The sequence below is a fragment of the Williamsia sp. Y844 genome, assembly GCF_056786475.1.
Genome location: NZ_JBXCJB010000002.1, coordinates 226,145 through 244,471 on the forward strand (window position 1 = coordinate 226,145; position 18,327 = coordinate 244,471).

The window sequence follows — 18,327 nt, forward strand, 5'->3', positions numbered from 1 at the left end:
CGCCGGTTGCAACCGGCGCGTTCGTGAGTAAGTGGCGCGAATTTGGGAGGTGGGGCAGCGACGGGGCTAGGGTCAGATGCCGAGGGCGGCGGTCTGGACAGCGACGGCCTCGCGATAGCGGTCGACGTTGGCCAGCTTGATGTCCTCGTAGCCGCGGATCATGTCCGGCAACTCGGCAAGCGCGACCGCATCATGCCGGCGGTCCGGGGTGATTGTCCCGTCGGCCAGTCCGGTCAGTACCCGCTCGACCACGTCGCGGTATTCGCCGATCAGAGCGCGTTCGGTCGTGCGGACCGCGGCTCGGGCGAATGGATCGAACCGGGTGCCGCGCAGCCGCTTTGCCTTGGCCAACGCGGCCAGAGCCGGTGCTGCCCGGCGGCCGAGGGCGATCTTGTTCTTCATGCCCATCGCCCGCAACGTCGGTGGATGCAGTCGAACCGCAACCTTGGCGTCGTCGCCGAACTGATCAGCGACCTCGGCGGCAAAGGCGGCATCGCGGGTGAGTCGCGCAACCTCGTATTCGTCCTTGTATGCCATGAGTTTGAACAGATTGCGTGCCACCGCGTCGGTCAGGTCGTCGATGTCGCCGCGTTGGGCAACGTGGGTGACAAACGAGGTGTATTCGGTTGCGTAGGAGAGATTTTGGTACGCGACCAGCTCGTCGGCACGATGCTGAACACGCTGCCGGACACCGGGTCGCACCGTGGTCAACTCGGCGGTCAACCGCACCGCGTCGTTGCTCGGCTGCTTCGGTGGCGGGGCCGGATGGGTGGCGGCGATGGCCGCAGACACCGCGGCGCGATCGGCAACCACTTGACGTCCACGCCGGAACGCCTGCACATTGCGCTCTACCGCAACGCCGTTCAGCTCAACCGCACGTTCGATCGAATCGGCCGAGATCGGCATCGCACCGGATTGGTAAGCGGCACCGACCATCAGCATGTTGGCGTATTGCTCGTCGCCGAACAGGTCGAGTGTCAACGCGCCGGGGTCGAGGTAGATGGCGCGGGCCACCGAGTGGCCGATCGAGTCCGCGATCGCGGTGTGGTCGGGATAAGAGACAGAGGTGTCGATGACCATGGCTCCGGTGGGGATCTTGGTGGTCGACACCACGGCGGTGGTCTTCTCGGGGGAGGCGACCTTGAGATTCGCGGGATCGACGCCAACCAGACCGTCGCAGGACAGGTACATGTCGCAGTCGCCGGTGGCGACCTTGGCTGCCTGCTCGACCACACCCGCGCTGACCTTGACGTCGCTGACGACCGCACCACCCTTTTGTGCCAGGCCGGTCATGTCGACGGTCCTTGCGACATGACCGTCGAGGACAGCGGCCGTGGCGATCACCTGGGAAACCGTCACGACACCGGTGCCGCCGATGCCGGTGACCCGCAACGTGAATCCGTTGTCGATGGATTTGGACGACACCGGTTCGGGCAGTGAGTCGTCGCCGATGTCGGCAACGGTGTGGCGGATCTTCTCCTTGTCGGAGGGGGTGACCGTGACGAAGGAGGGGCAGTCGCCCTGCAGGCATGAGAAATCGAAGTTGCAGGAACTCTGATCGATCCGGGTCTTGCGTCCGAACTCGGTGTCGACGGGGTGCACCGACAGGCAGTTCGACTTCTCGCCGCAGTCGCCGCAGCCCTCGCAGATGCGTTCGTTGATCATCACGCGCTGCGTGGGTGTGGCAGCCTTGCCGCGCTTGCGCTTACGGCGCTGTTCCGCGGCACAGGCCTGATCGTGGATGAGGACGGTGACACCGGTGGTGGTGGCCAGCTCTTGCTGGACGGCCATCATCTCGTCGCGTGGCCGTACCTCGACCCCGGCAGGTAGGTGCAGGGCCCGGGTCCGGATGGGATCGTCGGACGTGACGATGATCCGGCTGACCCGTTCGGCCTGCAGCAGATTCACGATCTGGGGCAGTGTCATCTGACCAACCGGATCTTGGCCGCCGGTCATGGCGACCGTGCCGTTGAACAGCAATTTGTAGGTGATGTCGGCGCCGGAGGCAACGGCCGATCGCAGCGCGAGCGAACCCGAATGCATGAACGTGCCGTCGCCGATGTTCTGCACAAAATGTTGCTGTTCGACGAACGGCGCCATACCCAGCCACTGCGCGCCTTCACCACCCATCTGGGTGACGCCGGCGATGTCACCGACCTGGCTCGGATCCATCAAGAGAACCATTGCATGACAGCCGATTCCAGCGCCGACAAGGGTCCCGTCGGCCACCTTGGTTGAGCTGTTGTGGGGGCATCCCGAACAGAAATACGGGGTGCGGACCGCGAGGGGGATCTCGATCCGTCCTCGACTGCGGCCCTTGGTGTCGAGCCAGTTCTGCGCCGCCGGGATCCGGTGGTGATGGGCGAGGCGGCCGGCGAGTCCGCGGGTGACCGAATCGATGTCGAGTTCGCCGAATCGGGAGAACAGGGTGGAACCGTCTTCATGTGTCTTGCCGACGATTGCGGGGACATTCGGCCGCCGGAAGAGGATGTCGCGCATCATCGTTTCGATGAAGTCACGCTTCTCCTCGACGACGATCACTTCGTCGAGTCCGGAGACGAACTCGTCCATGATCTCGCGCTCGAACGGATAGACCATACCCATCTTCAGGATGCGGATCCCCAGGCGCGGCAAGTCGTCGTCGGTGATGCCGATGAGCCGCAACGCTTCCCGGACGTCCATATAGGTTTTTCCGGCGGCGACGATGCCGATCCGGTCATCGGTGCTGCGTGCCGCGATCCGGTTGAGCCGGTTGATGCGGGCGTACTCGACCGCCCGTGGCAACCGGATCGTCAGCTGATTCTGTTCGAGCTCCATCAGGTTGGCGCCCAACAGTTTTCCGCTCGGTACGTGGGGGCTGGTGCCGAGGTCGCCGTAGACGGGCAGGATGCGATCGGGATGGACATCGGCCGTGCAGGCGCCGTCGGCCACATGTGCGGAGATCTTGAACGACGTCCACAGTCCGGAGACCCGCGACATGATGGCGGCGTGGACTCCGAGATCGAGGATGTCCTGGGAATCGGCGGGGTAGAGGATCGGCATGTAGAGGTCGGCAAGCGCCATCTCGGACGCGCAGGGGATCGTGGAGCTCTTGGCGCCGGGGTCGTCGCCGACGAGAGCCACGGCACCGCCGACAGGGTGGGTGCCGATGATGTTGGCGTGGCGCAGTGCGTCGGTGGCCCGGTCGAGTCCTGGCGCCTTGCCGTACCAGTAGCCAACGACACCGTCCCGGGGGATGCCATCTGTACCGGCGGCCAGTGTGCCGACCTGCGCCGCCACCTGCGAACCCATCACCGAGGTCGCGGCGAGGTCTTCGTTCAGACCGGGGCGGTGGACGATGTCGAACGGGTCGAGGTACTTCGCACGGCGGGCGATCTCGAGGTCGTATCCGGCCAGCGGTGAACCTTCGTATCCGGAGATGAACGACGAGGTGTTCAGGTTCTGGCGGCGATCGAGGCGGGCGCGGTCACGGACCATGCGGACCAAGGCCTGGATGCCGGTGAGATAGACGGTCCCGGTCTCCCGGGTATAGCGGTCATCGAGCGAAAAGGACTCAACACCGGTGTCGGGTCGAGCTCCGTCTCGGGCGCCGTTGCCGTCGAGTGGATCGCGATCGTGATCGCCGTCGCTGCGGTGGTGCTGGACGAGGGTCATGGCTGTTTACCCGGCTCTCTATTTCGTTTGTAATCGCCCCGGGGGTGGTGGGACGAGGACGTGCAATTCGGTAAGCCGATCGTACTGCAGCCTGTGACCGCGCCCACATATGCCGACTCGCGTCGAGGCCGACACGGGCATCGCTCGGCGACGGCCGATGTGGGCAACCGCGACATCGCCGTTCGGAAACACGTGACAATTGGACCGGAAGGCGCGTAACGTCCAATTCAGTTAATCGCTCCTAACTGAAAGGTGGGCGCAGGTGTCCACAACCGCAGTCGCAGGCCAGTGGCGGCAGGCGCACGAAAAAAACGTCACCGAGCTGCGAGAACGGCTCAGTCGCGTCGCACGTGGCGGCGGTGACAAGGCCCGCGAGCGTCACCTGTCCCGGGGCAAGTTGCTGCCCCGCGACCGGATCGACACGTTGCTCGACGCCGGCAGCCCGTTTCTCGAGATCGCTCCGCTGGCGGCCGAGGACATGTACGGCGGCAAGGCGCCTGCTTCCGGCGTGATCGCCGGTATCGGCAGGGTGGCCGGGCGGGAATGCCTGATCATCGCGAACGATGCCACCGTATCGGGCGGCACCTACTACCCGGTGACGGTCAAGAAGCACCTGCGCGCGCAGGAGATCGCGGCCGCCAATCGGCTGCCCTGCATCTACCTGGTGGATTCGGGCGGCGCGATGCTGCTGGAGCAGGACGAGGTGTTCCCAGACCGCGACCACTTCGGTCGGATCTTCTACAACCAGGCCAACATGAGCGCCGCGGGCATCGCGCAGATCTCGGCGGTCCTGGGCTCCTCGACCGCCGGTGGTGCGTATGTGCCTGCGATGAGTGACGAGACGGTGATCGTGCGTGATCAGGGCACCATCTTCCTGGCCGGTCCGCCGCTGGTGAAGGCGGCCACCGGTGAAGACGTCACCGCCGAAGATCTCGGTGGCGGTCTCATGCACTCGACGGTGTCGGGCGTGACCGACCACCTCGCCGACAACGACGAAGACGCTCTCGAGCGGGTTCGTCGCATCGTGTCGACCCTCGGTCCGCAGGAGGCGCCGCAGTGGGAGGTGCAGCCGGTGCGGGAACCGAAAGTTTCGCAGACGGACCTCTACGACATCGTTCCGACGGATGCCCGCACCCCCTACGACGTGCGCGGCGTGATCGAAACAGTTGTCGACGGCGGCGAATACAACGAGTTCAAGGCCGGATACGGCACCACGCTGGTGACGGCGTTTGCCCACATCCATGGACATCCGGTCGGGATCATCGCCAACAATGGCGTGCTGTTCAGTGAAAGTGCCCTCAAGGGCGCACATTTCATCGAGCTGTGCGACAAGCGCAAGATCCCGCTCGTGTTCCTGCAGAACATCACCGGCTTCATGGTCGGACGGGAATACGAGCAGGGTGGTATCGCCAAGAACGGTGCCAAGATGGTCACCGCGGTGGCCTGTGCCCGGGTGCCCAAGTTCACCGTGATCATCGGCGGCTCGTTCGGAGCAGGCAACTACTCGATGTGTGGCCGGGCGTATTCGCCTCGCTTCCTGTGGATGTGGCCGAATGCCAGGATCTCGGTGATGGGTGGGCCGCAGGCCGCCGACACTCTGGGAACGGTGCGCCGCAACCAGATCGAACGCGGTGGCGAGCAGTGGGACCCCGCCGACGAGGAAGCCTTCAAGGCTCCGATCCGGGAACAGTTCGAGAATCAGTCCGGCGCTTACTACTCGACCGCTCGGTTGTGGGACGACGGTGTCATCGACCCGGCCGACACCCGCACCGTGCTCGGGCTGGCGCTGGCTTCCGCACGCCGCGCGCCGTTGGCGCCGGTGTCCTACGGCGTCTTCCGGATGTGAGAGGCACCTCCATGGCAACCAAGACAATCAAAAAAGTTCTCATCGCCAACCGGGGCGAGATCGCCTGCCGGGTCATCCGTACCCTGCGGGCGCAGGGAATCCGCAGCGTTGCAGTGTATTCCGATGCTGATGCCGATTCGCTGCACGTACGCCTTGCCGACGAGGCCGTGCACATCGGACCCGCGGCGGCCACGGCGAGCTACCTCGATATCGGCAAGGTGATCGACGCGGCCAAGCGTGTTGGCGCCGATGCGGTGCACCCCGGGTACGGATTCCTCTCGGAGAACGCAGCTTTCGCGCGAGCACTGCAAGAAGCCTCGATCCTGTTCCTCGGCCCGCCGACCCAGGCCATCGAGGTCATGGGTGACAAGATAGCTGCCCGCGCGGCGGTCGCGGAGCGCGACGTCCCGGTGGTTCCGGGCATCTCTCGACCGGGTCTGACCGACGATGAATTGATCGCGGCAGCATCTGATATCGGGTTCCCGGTACTGATCAAGCCGAGCGCAGGCGGTGGCGGCAAGGGTATGCATCGGGTCGAGGATGCGGCCGGACTTCCGGCCGCATTGAACACCGCCCGTCGTGAGGCCGGAGCCGCATTCGGCGACGACACCCTGTTCCTGGAGCGGTTCGTCGACACCCCGCGCCACATCGAGGTGCAGGTCCTCGCCGATACGCACGGCAACGTCGTGCACCTCGGGGAACGTGAGTGTTCGCTGCAGCGACGGCATCAGAAGGTCATCGAAGAGGCCCCGTCCGCGCTGCTGGATCCCGCAACGCGGGCCCGGATCGGCGCGTCGGCCTGCGACGCCGCTCGATCGGTCGGCTACACCGGTGCCGGAACGGTGGAGTTCATCGTCTCGGCGCATCGCCCCGACGAGTTCTTCTTCATGGAGATGAACACCCGTCTGCAGGTGGAACATCCGGTCACCGAGTTGGTCACCGGCATCGATCTGGTCGAATGGCAGCTACGGGTTGCCGCAGGCGAAAAGCTGGACTTCGGTCAGGACGACGTGACCATGACCGGTCATGCCATCGAGGCGCGCGTCTACGCGGAGGATCCGGCAGCCGGATTCCTGCCGACCGGCGGGCAACTGCTGTTGGTCGACGAGCCGAGCGGACCCGGAATCCGGGTCGACTCCGGCATCGTCACCGGTGGGGTCGTCGGCAGCGATTACGACCCCATGCTGGCGAAGGTCATCGTCCACGGCGAAGATCGCGCTGATGCCATCGAACGACTGGGCGCCGCACTGGCCGACACCCACGTCCTCGGGTTGCGCACCAATATCGATTTCTGTCGGTTTGTGCTCGATGAACCCCGGGTTCGCGATGGTGACCTCGACACCGAACTGCTCGATCGTCTCATCGTCGACTACACGCCCCCCGCCGTCCCGGCCGAAGCGTTGGCCCTCGTCGGCCTGCACCGGACCCGCCGCGCGCGACATGCGGGCACGCCGTGGACCTCTGAGGTCGGCTGGCGGATCGGCGGCGCCGCTGCCACCCGGACGCGCCTGCAGGTCGGCGACGAGAAAGTCACCGTGTCAGTGACCGGACCGGAGACCGATGCGCACGTGGAGATCGGGGACTGGAAGGCGTCGGCGGCGCTGCACGGCGAGCGACTCACGGTTGACGGTGACGGTGCCCGCTGGCTCATCGCCGAATCCGATCCGGACGCCGAGTTGGGCCACGAGAACCACCAGAAGTATTGGATCAGCGGTCCCGATGGCATCTGGGAGGTCGCGACGGCGCATCTCCTGCGTTCGTCGGCCGATGACGAAGCCCTCAGTGAGATCACCAGTCCGATGCCGGGAACGGTTGTGGCGGTGCTCAATCCCGGTGGCGAAGCGGTCGAGGCCGGTGCGCCGGTACTGGTGGTCGAAGCAATGAAGATGGAACACACCCTGACCGCTCCGCGCGGCGGCGATCTCACTGTCAATGTGAAGGTCGGTGACAAAGTCACCGCCGGCCAAGCGCTGGCGGTCGTGATCGATCACACAGCGACAGACAACCCGGAAGGAACACCCGAATGACCGTCACCGACGACTTGACCGCGGAATACGACGAACTCCGCAAAACCGTTGCCGATTTTGCGCAGCAGGTGGTTGCACCGGTATCGGCCAAACATGATGCCGAGCACAGCTTTCCGTACGACGTGGTTCGCCAGATGGGGGAGATGGGCCTGTTCGGTCTGCCCTTCCCGGAAGAGTACGGCGGCATGGGCGGCGACTACTTCGCCCTGGCACTGGCACTGGAAGAACTCGGCAAAGTCGATCAGTCCGTTGCCATAACCCTCGAGGCAGGCGTCGGCCTGGGTGCGATGCCGATCTACCGATTCGGCAACGAGGAGCAGAAGCAGACCTGGCTGCCCGACCTGACCGCCGGAAAGAAGTTGGCCGGATTCGGTCTCACCGAACCCGGCGCCGGTTCTGATGCCGGGGCCACCGCCACCACCGCCAAGGAAGACGGCGATCAGTGGGTTATCAACGGCTCCAAGCAGTTCATCACCAACTCCGGCACCGACATCACCTCGCTGGTCACGGTCACCGCTGTCACCGGTACTCGTTCGCCCGGCGCTGACGGCCGTCCCCGCAAGGAGCTCTCGACCATCATCGTGCCCAGTGGCACACCGGGATTCACCGCTGAACCGGCGTACAACAAGGTTGGCTGGAATGCCTCTGACACGCACCCGCTGAGCTTCGACGACGCGCGGGTGCCCGCGGAGAACCTCCTCGGCGAACGCGGTCGGGGTTACGCCAACTTCCTGTCGATCCTCGATGAGGGACGGATTGCGATCGCCGCGCTGGCGACCGGTGTTGCTCAGGGGTGTGTGGACGAGAGCGTGAAGTACGCCAAGGAGCGCCAATCGTTCGGCCGCCCCATCGGCGACTACCAATCGGTGTCGTTCTCGATTGCGCGGATGGAGGCGCGGGCCCACACGGCACGCACGGCCTACTACCACGCTGCATCGAAGATGCTGGCAGGCAAGCCTTTCAAGAAGGAAGCCGCGATCGCCAAGCTCGTGTCCAGCGAGGCGGCGATGGACAATGCCCGCATGGCAACCCAGATTCACGGTGGCTACGGATTCATGAACGAGTACCCCGTGGCACGCCACTACCGCGACTCGAAGATCCTCGAGATCGGTGAGGGCACCACCGAGGTCCAGTTGATGCTGATCGCACGTGAGCTGGGGTTCGCATGAGCACCACGTCGGGCAGTGAAATGAACACCAACTCCGGTGGGGAACCGAAACGCGTCACGCAGCGCGGTCTGTACTTCGAAGAGTTCGAGATCGACACCGTCTACGAACACCGTCCCGGCCGGACGGTCACCGAGGCCGACAACGTGCTGTTCACAACGCTGACGATGAACACCCAGGCCCTGCACCTCGACGCGGCGTTCGCCGCAGAGCAGCCGGGATTCGGTGGTCAGCGCCTGATCAATTCGATGTTCACGTTGTCCACCATCGTGGGACTGTCGGTGAGTCAGCTGACCCAGGGCACCTTGGTGGCCAACCTCGGTTTTTCGGAGATCGCCTTCCCCAAGCCGCTCTTCGGTGGCGACACGCTGTACGCGGAAACCGTCTGCACCGGGAAGAGGGAAAGCAAATCAAGGCCCGGTGAAGGCGTGGTGTCCCTGCGTCATATAGGAAAGAATCAGCATGGTGACATAGTTGCTCTTGCACAGCGATCGACATTGGTTCGGAAGAACCCGTGACCATTGAGGTAGAACGCACAGGAGGGAAATCGGTGACGAACTGGAGTCCACCGGGGCCGGCGATTTTGTTCGTCCCGGCTGATCGGCCGGAGCGATACGCCAAGGCTGCCGAACGTGCCGACGCGGTGATCATCGATCTCGAGGATGCGGTCCGTCCCGAAGCCCGCGACGATGCGCGCGAGGCGTTGATCAACAACCCGATCGACCCCAACATCACCATGGTCCGGATCAATCCGGCCGGCACCGGCGATCATCTCAAGGATCTCAAGGCGCTGGCACAGACCGACTATCGCGTCGTGATGCTGGCGAAAGCCGAAAGCGCGGACCAGTTGCTGGCGATCGGATACCAGGTGGTTGCGCTGGTGGAGACCCCGCTCGGGGCCACCCAGGCGGATCAGATCGCCGCGGCGCCCAACTGCATCGGACTGATGTGGGGTGCCGAAGATCTGATCGCCGCGATGGGTGGCCGGTCGAGCCGGTTCACCGCCGCCGAGGAAAACGCCGGCCGGTACCGCGACGTGGCCCGCCAGGTTCGCGGCATGGTCCGGTTGGCCTGTGCCAGTCACGGACGTTTTGCCATCGACTCGGTACACATCGAGATCGCCGACACCGAAGGTTTGCAGTTGGAAGCCCTCGACGCGGTGAATCTGGGCTACGAGGCGACGGCATGTATCCATCCGTCCCAGGTCGACATCGTGCGGGCGGCATATCGCCCCACCGATGGCGAGGTCAAGTGGGCACGCGAAGTGCTCGCGGCCGCTGCAGACAATGTCGGCGGTGTCTTTCGGGTGGGCGGTCAGATGATCGATTCGCCACTGCTCGGACAGGCCGAGGCCATCATGCGAAGGGTTGATCCAGCAACAGCTTGACCAGGTGTGACCGGTGAGGAGACAACGATGTCTGACCGCTCGTCTACGAGGGGTGCCGAAAGCGTGCCGCGCTCGTACGCCAAAGGTGAAGAAGAACCACCGCTGCTGACGCTGACCATCGGCGAATCGCTTCGTGATACCGCGGAGCGATTCCCCGACAGCGAAGCCCTGGTTGACGTTCCGACGGGTCGCCGGTGGACGTATGAAGAACTCCGGCAGCAGGTTCGTGCACTTGCCGCCGGGCTGTCGCGCAGTGGGTTGGGGCCCGGTGATCGCCTGGGACTGTGGGCTCCGAACTGTGCCGAATGGGTGCTGACCCAATACGCCGCTGCGGAACTCGGCGTCATCCTGGTGAACCTCAATCCGGCATACCGGCAAACCGAGATCGAGTTCGCGCTGGCCCAATCCGGTACCCGCATGGTCATCGCTGCCCGTGAGTTCCGCGGTGCTGATTACGCAGGCATGCTTTCCGCCGCTCTCGGCAACTGCGACGCATTGCAATCGGTGGTGTTGCTCGACAGCCCTGCGTGGGATGAGTTGTTGGCCACGCCAACCGAATCCGAGCTCGCCGCCCTGGACAAGATTGCCGCGTCGCTGAGTCAGGATGACGCAATCAACATCCAGTACACATCGGGAACCACGGGGAAGCCCAAGGGCGCCACACTGTCCCACCGGAACATCCTCAACAACGGCTACCTGGTCGGCGAGCTGTGCGGCTACACCGAAGCGGACCGCATCTGTATCCCGGTGCCGTTTTATCACTGCTTCGGCATGGTGATGGGTAACCTCGCGGCCACGACCCACGGTGCCGCGATGGTCATCCCGGCGCCGGGCTTCGACCCGTCATTGTCGCTGAAAGCTGTTGCAGCCGAGAAGTGTACGAGTCTCTACGGTGTGCCGACGATGTTCATCGCCGAGCTGGCACTGGCCGATTTCGACAGCTACGACCTCAGTTCGCTGCGGACCGGCATCATGGCCGGATCACCGTGTCCGGCCGAGGTGATGCGGCAGGTCATCGACAAGATGCACATGGCGGAGGTGTCGATTTGTTATGGCATGACCGAGACCGCGCCGGTGTCGACCCAGACGCGCACCGACGACACGTTCGAGCGACGGGTCGGCACCGTGGGACGGGTCGGACCACACCTGGAGATCAAGATCATCGACCCGGTGACCGGTGACATCGTCGCCCGCGGTGAGACCGGCGAGTTCTGTACCCGCGGGTACAGCGTGATGATCGGGTACTGGAACCAGCCGGACAAGACTGCTGACGTGCTCGACGCCGACGGTTGGATGCACACCGGCGATCTGGCGGTCATGGACAGCCACGGCTACGTCCAGATCACCGGCCGCATCAAGGACATGGTGATCCGCGGGGGAGAGAACATCTATCCGCGTGAGATCGAAGAGTTCCTGTATACGCACCCGGACATCCTCGATGCACAGGTGATCGGCGTACCCGATGAGAAGTACGGCGAGGAACTGATGGCGTGGATTCAATTGCGCGACGGTGCAGGCACTTTCACCGTCGACGACCTCAATGCGTTTGCGGACGGCAAGATCGCCCGCCACAAGATCCCCAAATACGTGCATTTGGTCGACGAGTTCCCGATGACCGTGACCGGCAAGGTCCGCAAGGTCCAGATGCGAGCGCAGGCACTGGAGATCCTCGATAGCTGACGGTACGGATCGTGGAAGTTTCTGGGCAGTAATTCGATTCGCAGCCTGCGAGACCGAATATTCTTCGTGGACTCAAACAAATTGTGGCCGGGTTGTTTTGAATTGGGTCACAGCGTCCAATTCGACGTTTCTCACGGTCCGGTCGATTCATTTCACTTCCATGCCTGGCGGATTCGGCCGCGCGCGCGTGTAGCGGTCCGGGCGGGATCCGCAGACTGAAATCGGCGAGTTCGGCCCACGGTGGCCGGTATCAAATATGGTGATCAAAGTGGCAAATACGCCGACCTCGGGTGCCGACCTGTGGTCTGACGATCAGAGTGTTCGACCTGTTCAGGCGCTGACCGTAGGTTGTAAGTAGGACAACCCGACCAAATCGGCCGCCGTCGGCCCAGACGGATGTACTAGCGTGGGGCGCGACACCCAAGTCCTCAAACGCAGGAGTGGAAAATGAGCTATCAACCCGGGGGGTCCGGCTACGGCTCGCAGCAGCCGTACCAAGGCTCCCAGTACCCCGGCGCGGGACAACCCGAAGCCGGAGCGCCGCAATACGGCCAGGGTTACGGCCAGCAGCCGACCCAGGGATACGGACAACAGCCTGCCGGGCAACAGGGCTACGGCCAGCAGCCCCCGCAGGGATACGGCCAGCAGCCTGCCGGGCAACAGGGTTACGGCCAGCAGCCCCCGCAGGGATACGGCCAGCAGCCTGCCGGGCAGCAACCTGCCGGACAGCAGGGCTATGGCCAGCAGGGCTATGGCTATGGCCAGCAGGGCTACTCACAGCCGGCGGCGCGGCAAGGTCTGCCCGCCGCAATCGGGACGTACCTGGTTTACGCGCTCGGCGCCCTCGGTCTGATCAACTTCTTCCTCGGCTTTGCCCCGGTGATCGACATGGAGGGCCTCGAGAACAACCACATGTTCCAGTGGGAGGCGACGGCGCTGACCATCCTCGGTGCCGCCGGCCTGGTCGCACTGTCGACGTTGCTCCTCAAGCAGGAGACAAAGTTCAGCGGTGTGGTTGCCGGCCTCTCGGTGATCGGCGGACTGCTGATCCTGTTCCAGTTCCTCACCAAGGGTGAGGGCGACGCAGGCATCGGATTCATCCTGGTGATCGTCTTCGGCATCATCCAGGCTGCCGTCGCGGTGGCATGGTTGCTGGTCGAAGCCGGAATCATCAAGACCGCATCGGCGGATGCCTCGGCGACCACATCGTCCAGATCGACCGGCTCGCAGCAGGCCGCAGCAGAATCGGCTCCGAGCTACGGACAGAGTGGCGGATACGGACAGGCGAGCGGGTACGGCGCAGGCTACGGCCAGGCATCGTCCGGCCAGAGCGCATCGAGCTCCGGTAGCCACCAGGCCGCGCAGAGCAATCCATACGCGCAGACCGGTTACGGCCAGAATGCTCCGTCCGCCGCAGACACGGGCGGGCAGAGCAAGTCCGGCAGTTCGGATGCGACGACGGCTGTTCCGACCGCGAACCCATCTGCCACACCGCAGCCGAGTAGCCCCTCGTCCGCGCAGCCGAGTGCTCCGTCATCCGGTGCACATCCGGGGGCAACCTCGTATCAGGTGCCGGGAGCTTCGAGCTCCGAGGACCGCCCGAGCCAGGGCGGCGATCCGACAACTCAGTTCAAGTCACCGGAGCGCTAGAAACCTGCTGAATCGGGTGCGGAAACAATTCCCGTACCGAAGTACACACCGGACAGTTATGGCCTGAGGTCACAACTGTTCGGTGTGTTTTTTTATCCAGGTGTGTCAATTCATCAATTCGTAAACTGCATATCTTCGGCGCGCCTGACCATCGGTACGCGATGCGAATGACACCCTGGTCAAGTGGTCAGTTCTACAGCGGAAAACCTCGCCGCGCGTCTGCGCGAGATACGCCGCTCGCGCCGCGCCGATGAGGTTGGTGCCGCGGATTCGACCCGGGCGCTGGTCCGGCTTGCCTTCGGGACCACAGCTGCCACTCTGGCGCTTCTGATCCTGGTCACGATCGTCATCCTGCTGAGCGTGGGGGACGGCCTCGGGAGTCTGCCCGCGACGGTGGCGTCGATGTGGTTCGCAATTCATCAGGTACCCATGACCGTCGGCGACGTGACCGTCGGTGTGATGCCCCTGGCACCCACGTTGCTGATGATGTTCGTGGTGGGACGGTCCACCGCCCGGGCGACCGACATCGACCGTCCGCACTCCGAGGTCGCGGCCGTGATCCTCGCCGCCGTTGGCGGACCACTGCTCGCCACGGTGCTGTCGCTGGCCGTGGTGATGGATGCATCGACGGTGATGACCTTGCAGAGCCCGAATGCGCTGCTGGCCTTCGTCTGCACGTTCGCGGTCCAGGCCGTGGGCGCGCTCGGCGGTGTTGCCTACAAGTGGTGGCCGACGATTGTGGTGCGGACCGGCGTGGCCGACTGGGTACTCAAGGGTCTGCGCTGTGGCTTTATCGCGGTGATCGCGATGTTCACGCTGGGCGCATTGGTTGTCGCCTTCCGGCTGATCATCAACTGGTCCGTCGCCGGTGAGCTGCTGTCGGCAAGCAATGGTGTGGCCGGTGTCCTCGGATTGTTCTTGCTCTCGCTGCTCTACCTGCCCAACGTGGTGATCGGTTCGGCGGCCGCGTTGGTCGGGGCGCCCGTGCAGGTCGGCGGCGCGACCGTCGACCTCTTCGGTTCGGTCGGCGGACAGGTGCCGCCGCTGCCGATCCTGGCGGTGCTTCCCGACGGCGGTGGTGGCCGGTGGGGTCTGATCTTGCTTGCCGGCGCGGCGATGGTGTCGCTGATCGTCGCCCGACTGTGCGTGGATCTGTCGCTGCTGCGCAACATCCGCACCGTAGTGGTGGCCGCGGGTCTGACGTCCTTGGCGATCGTGGCGGCCTCGGCTGTGTCCGGTGGAAAGCTCGGTGTGCTCGGTGAGGTCGGCGTCAACCTGCCGGTGGTGGGGGTCTTCGCATTCGGCTGGATTGCCGTTGTCGGTTCGGTCATGGCCCTGATCCACAGCGCGCTGCCGTCGACCCGGCGGGCTCGCGCGCGGGCCATGAACCTGATCTACGACGACTATGCCCCGCGGGACCTCGACGAGTTCGACGACCTGGATGAAGCCGCAGAGGCGGTCCCGGCAGAGCTGGAGATCGAGTATCGCGAACCGGCCGAGATCCCGATCCTCGATTCAGACGCCGGTGTCCTGATCGACGTCGCCCCGGCGATCGACGGCTGGGATGTCGACGATTGGGTCACCGAGACCGACTGGGATGATGCCGACTCCGGGATGATCGACGCCGTCGGCGGCGAGGAATTGGTCTCGACCGACGAGTTCGGTACCCGACGGCCTCGCTGAAACAGCAGCGATTAGGCTCGACAGCGCGAGACGAGGCATCTGCGGACCACTCGATGAGGGGCCCGCGTCGTCGTAGATTTCCGTTCAAACCAGAGTTCGAGGAGTTCCACACTGGACGCCATGCCGTCAGTCACCCCGGTGTCCGTTGTCATCCTCGCGTCGGGCGCGGGTTCGCTGGCTTCGGCATTGCTCGACGCAGCCGAGGACGACGACTATCCGGGCAACGTTGTCGCGATGGTGACCGACCGTGAGTGTGCGGCCGAGCAGGCGGCGCGACGACGCGGCGTGGACACTGCGATCGTCCCGATGACGAGCGACCGCTCCGAATGGGATCGCAAGCTCGCCGACACCGTCGCCGCGTTCAACCCCGACCTGGTGGTGGCCGCGGGATTCATGAAGATCCTGGGGCCGGAGTTCATCGCCCGTTTCGGTGGCCGCATCATCAATGCCCACCCCGCGTTGCTGCCGTCGTTCCCCGGCGCGCACGCGGTGGCCGATGCACTGGCCCACGGTGTCAAGGTGACCGGCTCGACCATTCACCTGGTCGACAGCGGCGTGGACACCGGCCCGATTCTCGCGCAGGCCCCGGTCGCCGTGCAGTCCAGTGACGACGAAATCACGTTGCATGAACGAATCAAGATGGTCGAACGGGTGCTGCTTGTAGCGGTGGTTCGTTCGATTGCCACCAAAGGTGTTGTCATCGAAGGACGAAAGGCCCACATTCCGTGAGTAATGACCTGCAGCGCAAGCCCTTCCGTCGGGCGTTGGTCAGCGTGTACGACAAATCCGGGCTGACCGAACTGGCCAAGGGCCTGCATGCCGGCGGCGTCGAGATCGTGTCGACCGGTTCGACGGCCAAGAAGATCGCCGAGGCCGGTGTCCCGGTCATCGAGGTCTCCGAACTGACCGGCTTCCCGGAGTGCCTGGAAGGTCGGGTCAAGACCCTGCACCCGGTGGTGCACGCCGGCATCCTGGCCGACACCCGCAAGGACGCGCACGTCGAGAAGCTCGCCGAACTCGGCATCGCCGCGTTCGAGCTGGTCATCGTGAACCTCTACCCGTTCACCGAGACGGTGGCTTCGGGTGCGACCCCTGACGAGTGCGTCGAACAGATCGATATCGGCGGACCGTCGATGGTGCGCGGTGCCGCCAAGAATCATCCGTCCGTCGGCGTGGTGGTCGACCCCACCGACTACGCAGACGTCCTGGCTGCGGTCGAGGCCGGGGGATTCACGCTTTCCGAGCGTAAGTCGCTGGCCGCGAAGGCATTCCGCCACACCGCCGACTACGACATCGCGGTCGCGGAGTGGATGGGTCGCGTCGTCGCGCCCGAGCCCGACAGCGAGTTCCCCGTCTGGGCGGGCAAGAGCTGGGAGCGCTCGTCGGTGTTGCGCTACGGCGAGAACCCGCATCAGCCGGCCGCGCTGTATGTCAGCAGCACCGAGGCCCCGGGCCTGGCCCAAGCCGAGCAGCTGCACGGCAAGGAGATGAGCTACAACAACTACACCGACGCCGACGCCGCCTGGCGCGCCGCCTATGACTTCACCGACCCTGCGGTGGCGATCATCAAGCACGCCAACCCCTGTGGCATCGCCACGTCGGACGACGTCGCAGAGGCGCACCGCAAGGCGCACGCGTGCGATCCGGTCAGTGCGTACGGCGGAGTGATCGCCGCGAACCGGCCGGTGAGCCTGCAGATGGCCGAGCAGATCGCGGAGATCTTCACCGAGGTCGTCGTCGCCCCGGGATTCGAAGATGGTGCTCTTTCGGTTCTGACCCGCAAGAAGAACGTCCGGGTGTTGCTTGCGCAGCCCCCGCGCCGCGATGCCGTCGAACTGAAGCCGGTGAGCGGTGGGGTGCTGGTTCAGCACCGCGACATCCTCGACGCCGAGGGTGACTCGCCGGAGAACTGGCAGTTGGCGGCAGGCGAAGCTGCCGATGCGGCAACCCTGGCCGACCTCGAGTTTGCTTGGCGGGCCTGCCGCTCGGTGAAGTCCAACGCGATCCTGCTGGCGTCCGATCGGGCGTCGGTCGGTGTCGGTATGGGTCAGGTCAATCGCGTCGACTCCGCGCACCTCGCGGTGACGCGTGCCGGTGACCGAGCTCGTGGCAGTGTCGGTGCCTCCGATGCGTTCTTCCCGTTCCCGGACGGACTGCAGGTGCTCATCGACGGTGGCGTGAAAGCTGTTGTGCAGCCCGGTGGTTCGATTCGTGACAACGAGGTGATCGCGGCCGCCAACGAGGCAGGCATCACCCTCTATCTGACCGGGGCCCGGCACTTCGCCCACTAGCCCCACCCGCAAACGCTCCATCTATACGAAGACGCTCCACAAATATGTGGAGCGTCTTCGTATTTCCGGAGCGTTTGCGGGGGAGCGGGAGTGAGGGGCAGTGAGGTAGGTTGCGGCGGTGGCGGAACTGGCGTTCTTGATTGCCGCCGGCTTCCTTGCCGGTGTGGTTGGTTACGTGACCGGACTTGCATCCCTCGTCAGTTATCCGGCCCTGTTGCTGGCGGGGTTGCCACCGATTACCGCCAATGTCACCAATACGGTGGCCCTGATCCCGGTCGGTATCGGCAGTGCGACGTCGGCGCGGGCATCCATCTCGTTCGACCGACGCCTGCTGGCGTTGCTGGGCTGTGCCGGTGCCGGTGGTCTTGTCGGCGCGGTGGTCCTGTTGCTGACGTCGGCGAGCACGTTCGAGACCGTGGTCCCGTACCTGGTGGCGGTCGCGGCCCTTGCGGTGTTGTGCCAGCCGATGATTCGCCGGATGTCCGGCCATCGAGACATTCCCGGGATTCTGCCCGTCGCGGTGTTCGTGATCGCCATCTATGGCGGCTATTTCGGTGCCGGCGCCGGGATCATCTTCCTGGCCGTCTCACTCATCGCCACGACGCAGACGATATGGCAGGCAACGCTGTTCAAGTCGGTGTTGCTGGCCGCATCGAATGCCGTTGCCGCCCTGGTGTTCGTGTTCTTCGGATCCATCGACTGGGGTGCCGCCGCCGCGATGGGTGTCGGATGCCTGGCAGGCGGCTGGGTCGGACCACCGGTGGTGGCCCGGATCCCGGCGACACCGCTGCGAATTGCCATCGCATTCGCCGGTTTTGGGCTGGCGATCTGGTTGGCCTATCGCTGATCGGCTTCCGAACTTCCCCAAACGCTCCAGATATACGAGGACGCTCCACAAATATGTGGAGCGTCCTCGTAAATCCGGAGCGTCTGCTTGACAGTG

General features: G+C 64.6%; 12 protein-coding genes. 11 read left to right on the plus strand and 1 reads right to left on the minus strand.

What is annotated here, in order from left to right; translation table 11 throughout:
- Positions 1-72: 72 nt before the first annotated feature.
- Positions 73-3,654 carry an indolepyruvate ferredoxin oxidoreductase family protein gene (locus AC1TQG_RS13450; RefSeq protein WP_482137628.1) on the minus strand — a complete coding sequence of 1,194 codons (3,582 nt, stop codon included), beginning with the start codon at positions 3,652-3,654 and terminating at the stop codon, positions 73-75.
- Between the two features lie 262 nt (positions 3,655-3,916).
- Between AC1TQG_RS13450 and AC1TQG_RS13455 the strand changes: the two genes are divergently transcribed.
- From AC1TQG_RS13455 to AC1TQG_RS13505, 11 genes are all read left to right on the plus strand, one after another.
- Positions 3,917-5,500 carry a carboxyl transferase domain-containing protein gene (locus AC1TQG_RS13455; RefSeq protein ID WP_482137630.1) on the plus strand — a complete coding sequence of 528 codons (1,584 nt, stop codon included), beginning with the start codon at positions 3,917-3,919 and terminating at the stop codon, positions 5,498-5,500.
- Between the two features lie 11 nt (positions 5,501-5,511).
- Entirely contained in the window at positions 5,512-7,527 is a 2,016-nt protein-coding gene (locus AC1TQG_RS13460; RefSeq protein ID WP_482137632.1) for an ATP-binding protein, read from the plus strand.
- Positions 7,524-8,696, plus strand: coding sequence for an acyl-CoA dehydrogenase family protein (locus AC1TQG_RS13465; RefSeq protein ID WP_482137634.1), 1,173 nt, complete (start codon positions 7,524-7,526; stop codon positions 8,694-8,696). Before AC1TQG_RS13460 ends, AC1TQG_RS13465 begins: the two co-directional genes overlap by 4 nt.
- A complete protein-coding gene (locus tag AC1TQG_RS13470; RefSeq protein ID WP_482137635.1) occupies positions 8,693-9,211 on the plus strand; it encodes a MaoC family dehydratase in 519 nt (172 codons plus the stop codon). The genes AC1TQG_RS13465 and AC1TQG_RS13470 overlap by 4 nt, the downstream gene beginning before the upstream one ends.
- A gap of 32 nt (positions 9,212-9,243) precedes the next feature.
- The gene (locus AC1TQG_RS13475) at positions 9,244-10,080 is read left to right on the plus strand and encodes an HpcH/HpaI aldolase/citrate lyase family protein (protein WP_482137637.1); all 837 of its coding nucleotides are present in this window, start codon (positions 9,244-9,246) and stop codon (positions 10,078-10,080) included.
- Positions 10,081-10,107: 27 nt separating this feature from the next.
- On the plus strand, positions 10,108-11,760 hold the full coding sequence (locus tag AC1TQG_RS13480; protein WP_482137639.1) for an AMP-binding protein: 1,653 nt from the start codon (positions 10,108-10,110) through the stop codon (positions 11,758-11,760).
- Between the two features lie 447 nt (positions 11,761-12,207).
- Complete coding sequence (locus AC1TQG_RS13485; RefSeq protein WP_482137641.1) at positions 12,208-13,410, plus strand: DUF5336 domain-containing protein; 1,203 nt, start codon at positions 12,208-12,210, stop codon at positions 13,408-13,410.
- Between the two features lie 183 nt (positions 13,411-13,593).
- A complete protein-coding gene (locus AC1TQG_RS13490) occupies positions 13,594-15,093 on the plus strand; it encodes a cell division protein PerM (RefSeq protein WP_482137642.1) in 1,500 nt (499 codons plus the stop codon).
- A 120-nt stretch (positions 15,094-15,213) separates the two neighbouring features.
- A complete protein-coding gene (gene purN, locus AC1TQG_RS13495; RefSeq protein WP_482137644.1) occupies positions 15,214-15,822 on the plus strand; it encodes a phosphoribosylglycinamide formyltransferase in 609 nt (202 codons plus the stop codon).
- Positions 15,819-17,384, plus strand: a complete 1,566-nt coding sequence (purH, locus tag AC1TQG_RS13500; protein ID WP_482137646.1) for a bifunctional phosphoribosylaminoimidazolecarboxamide formyltransferase/IMP cyclohydrolase — start codon at positions 15,819-15,821, stop codon at positions 17,382-17,384. The genes purN and purH overlap by 4 nt, the downstream gene beginning before the upstream one ends.
- Positions 17,385-17,502: 118 nt before the next feature.
- Entirely contained in the window at positions 17,503-18,231 is a 729-nt protein-coding gene (locus AC1TQG_RS13505; RefSeq protein WP_482137647.1) for a sulfite exporter TauE/SafE family protein, read from the plus strand.
- Positions 18,232-18,327: the final 96 nt, after the last annotated feature.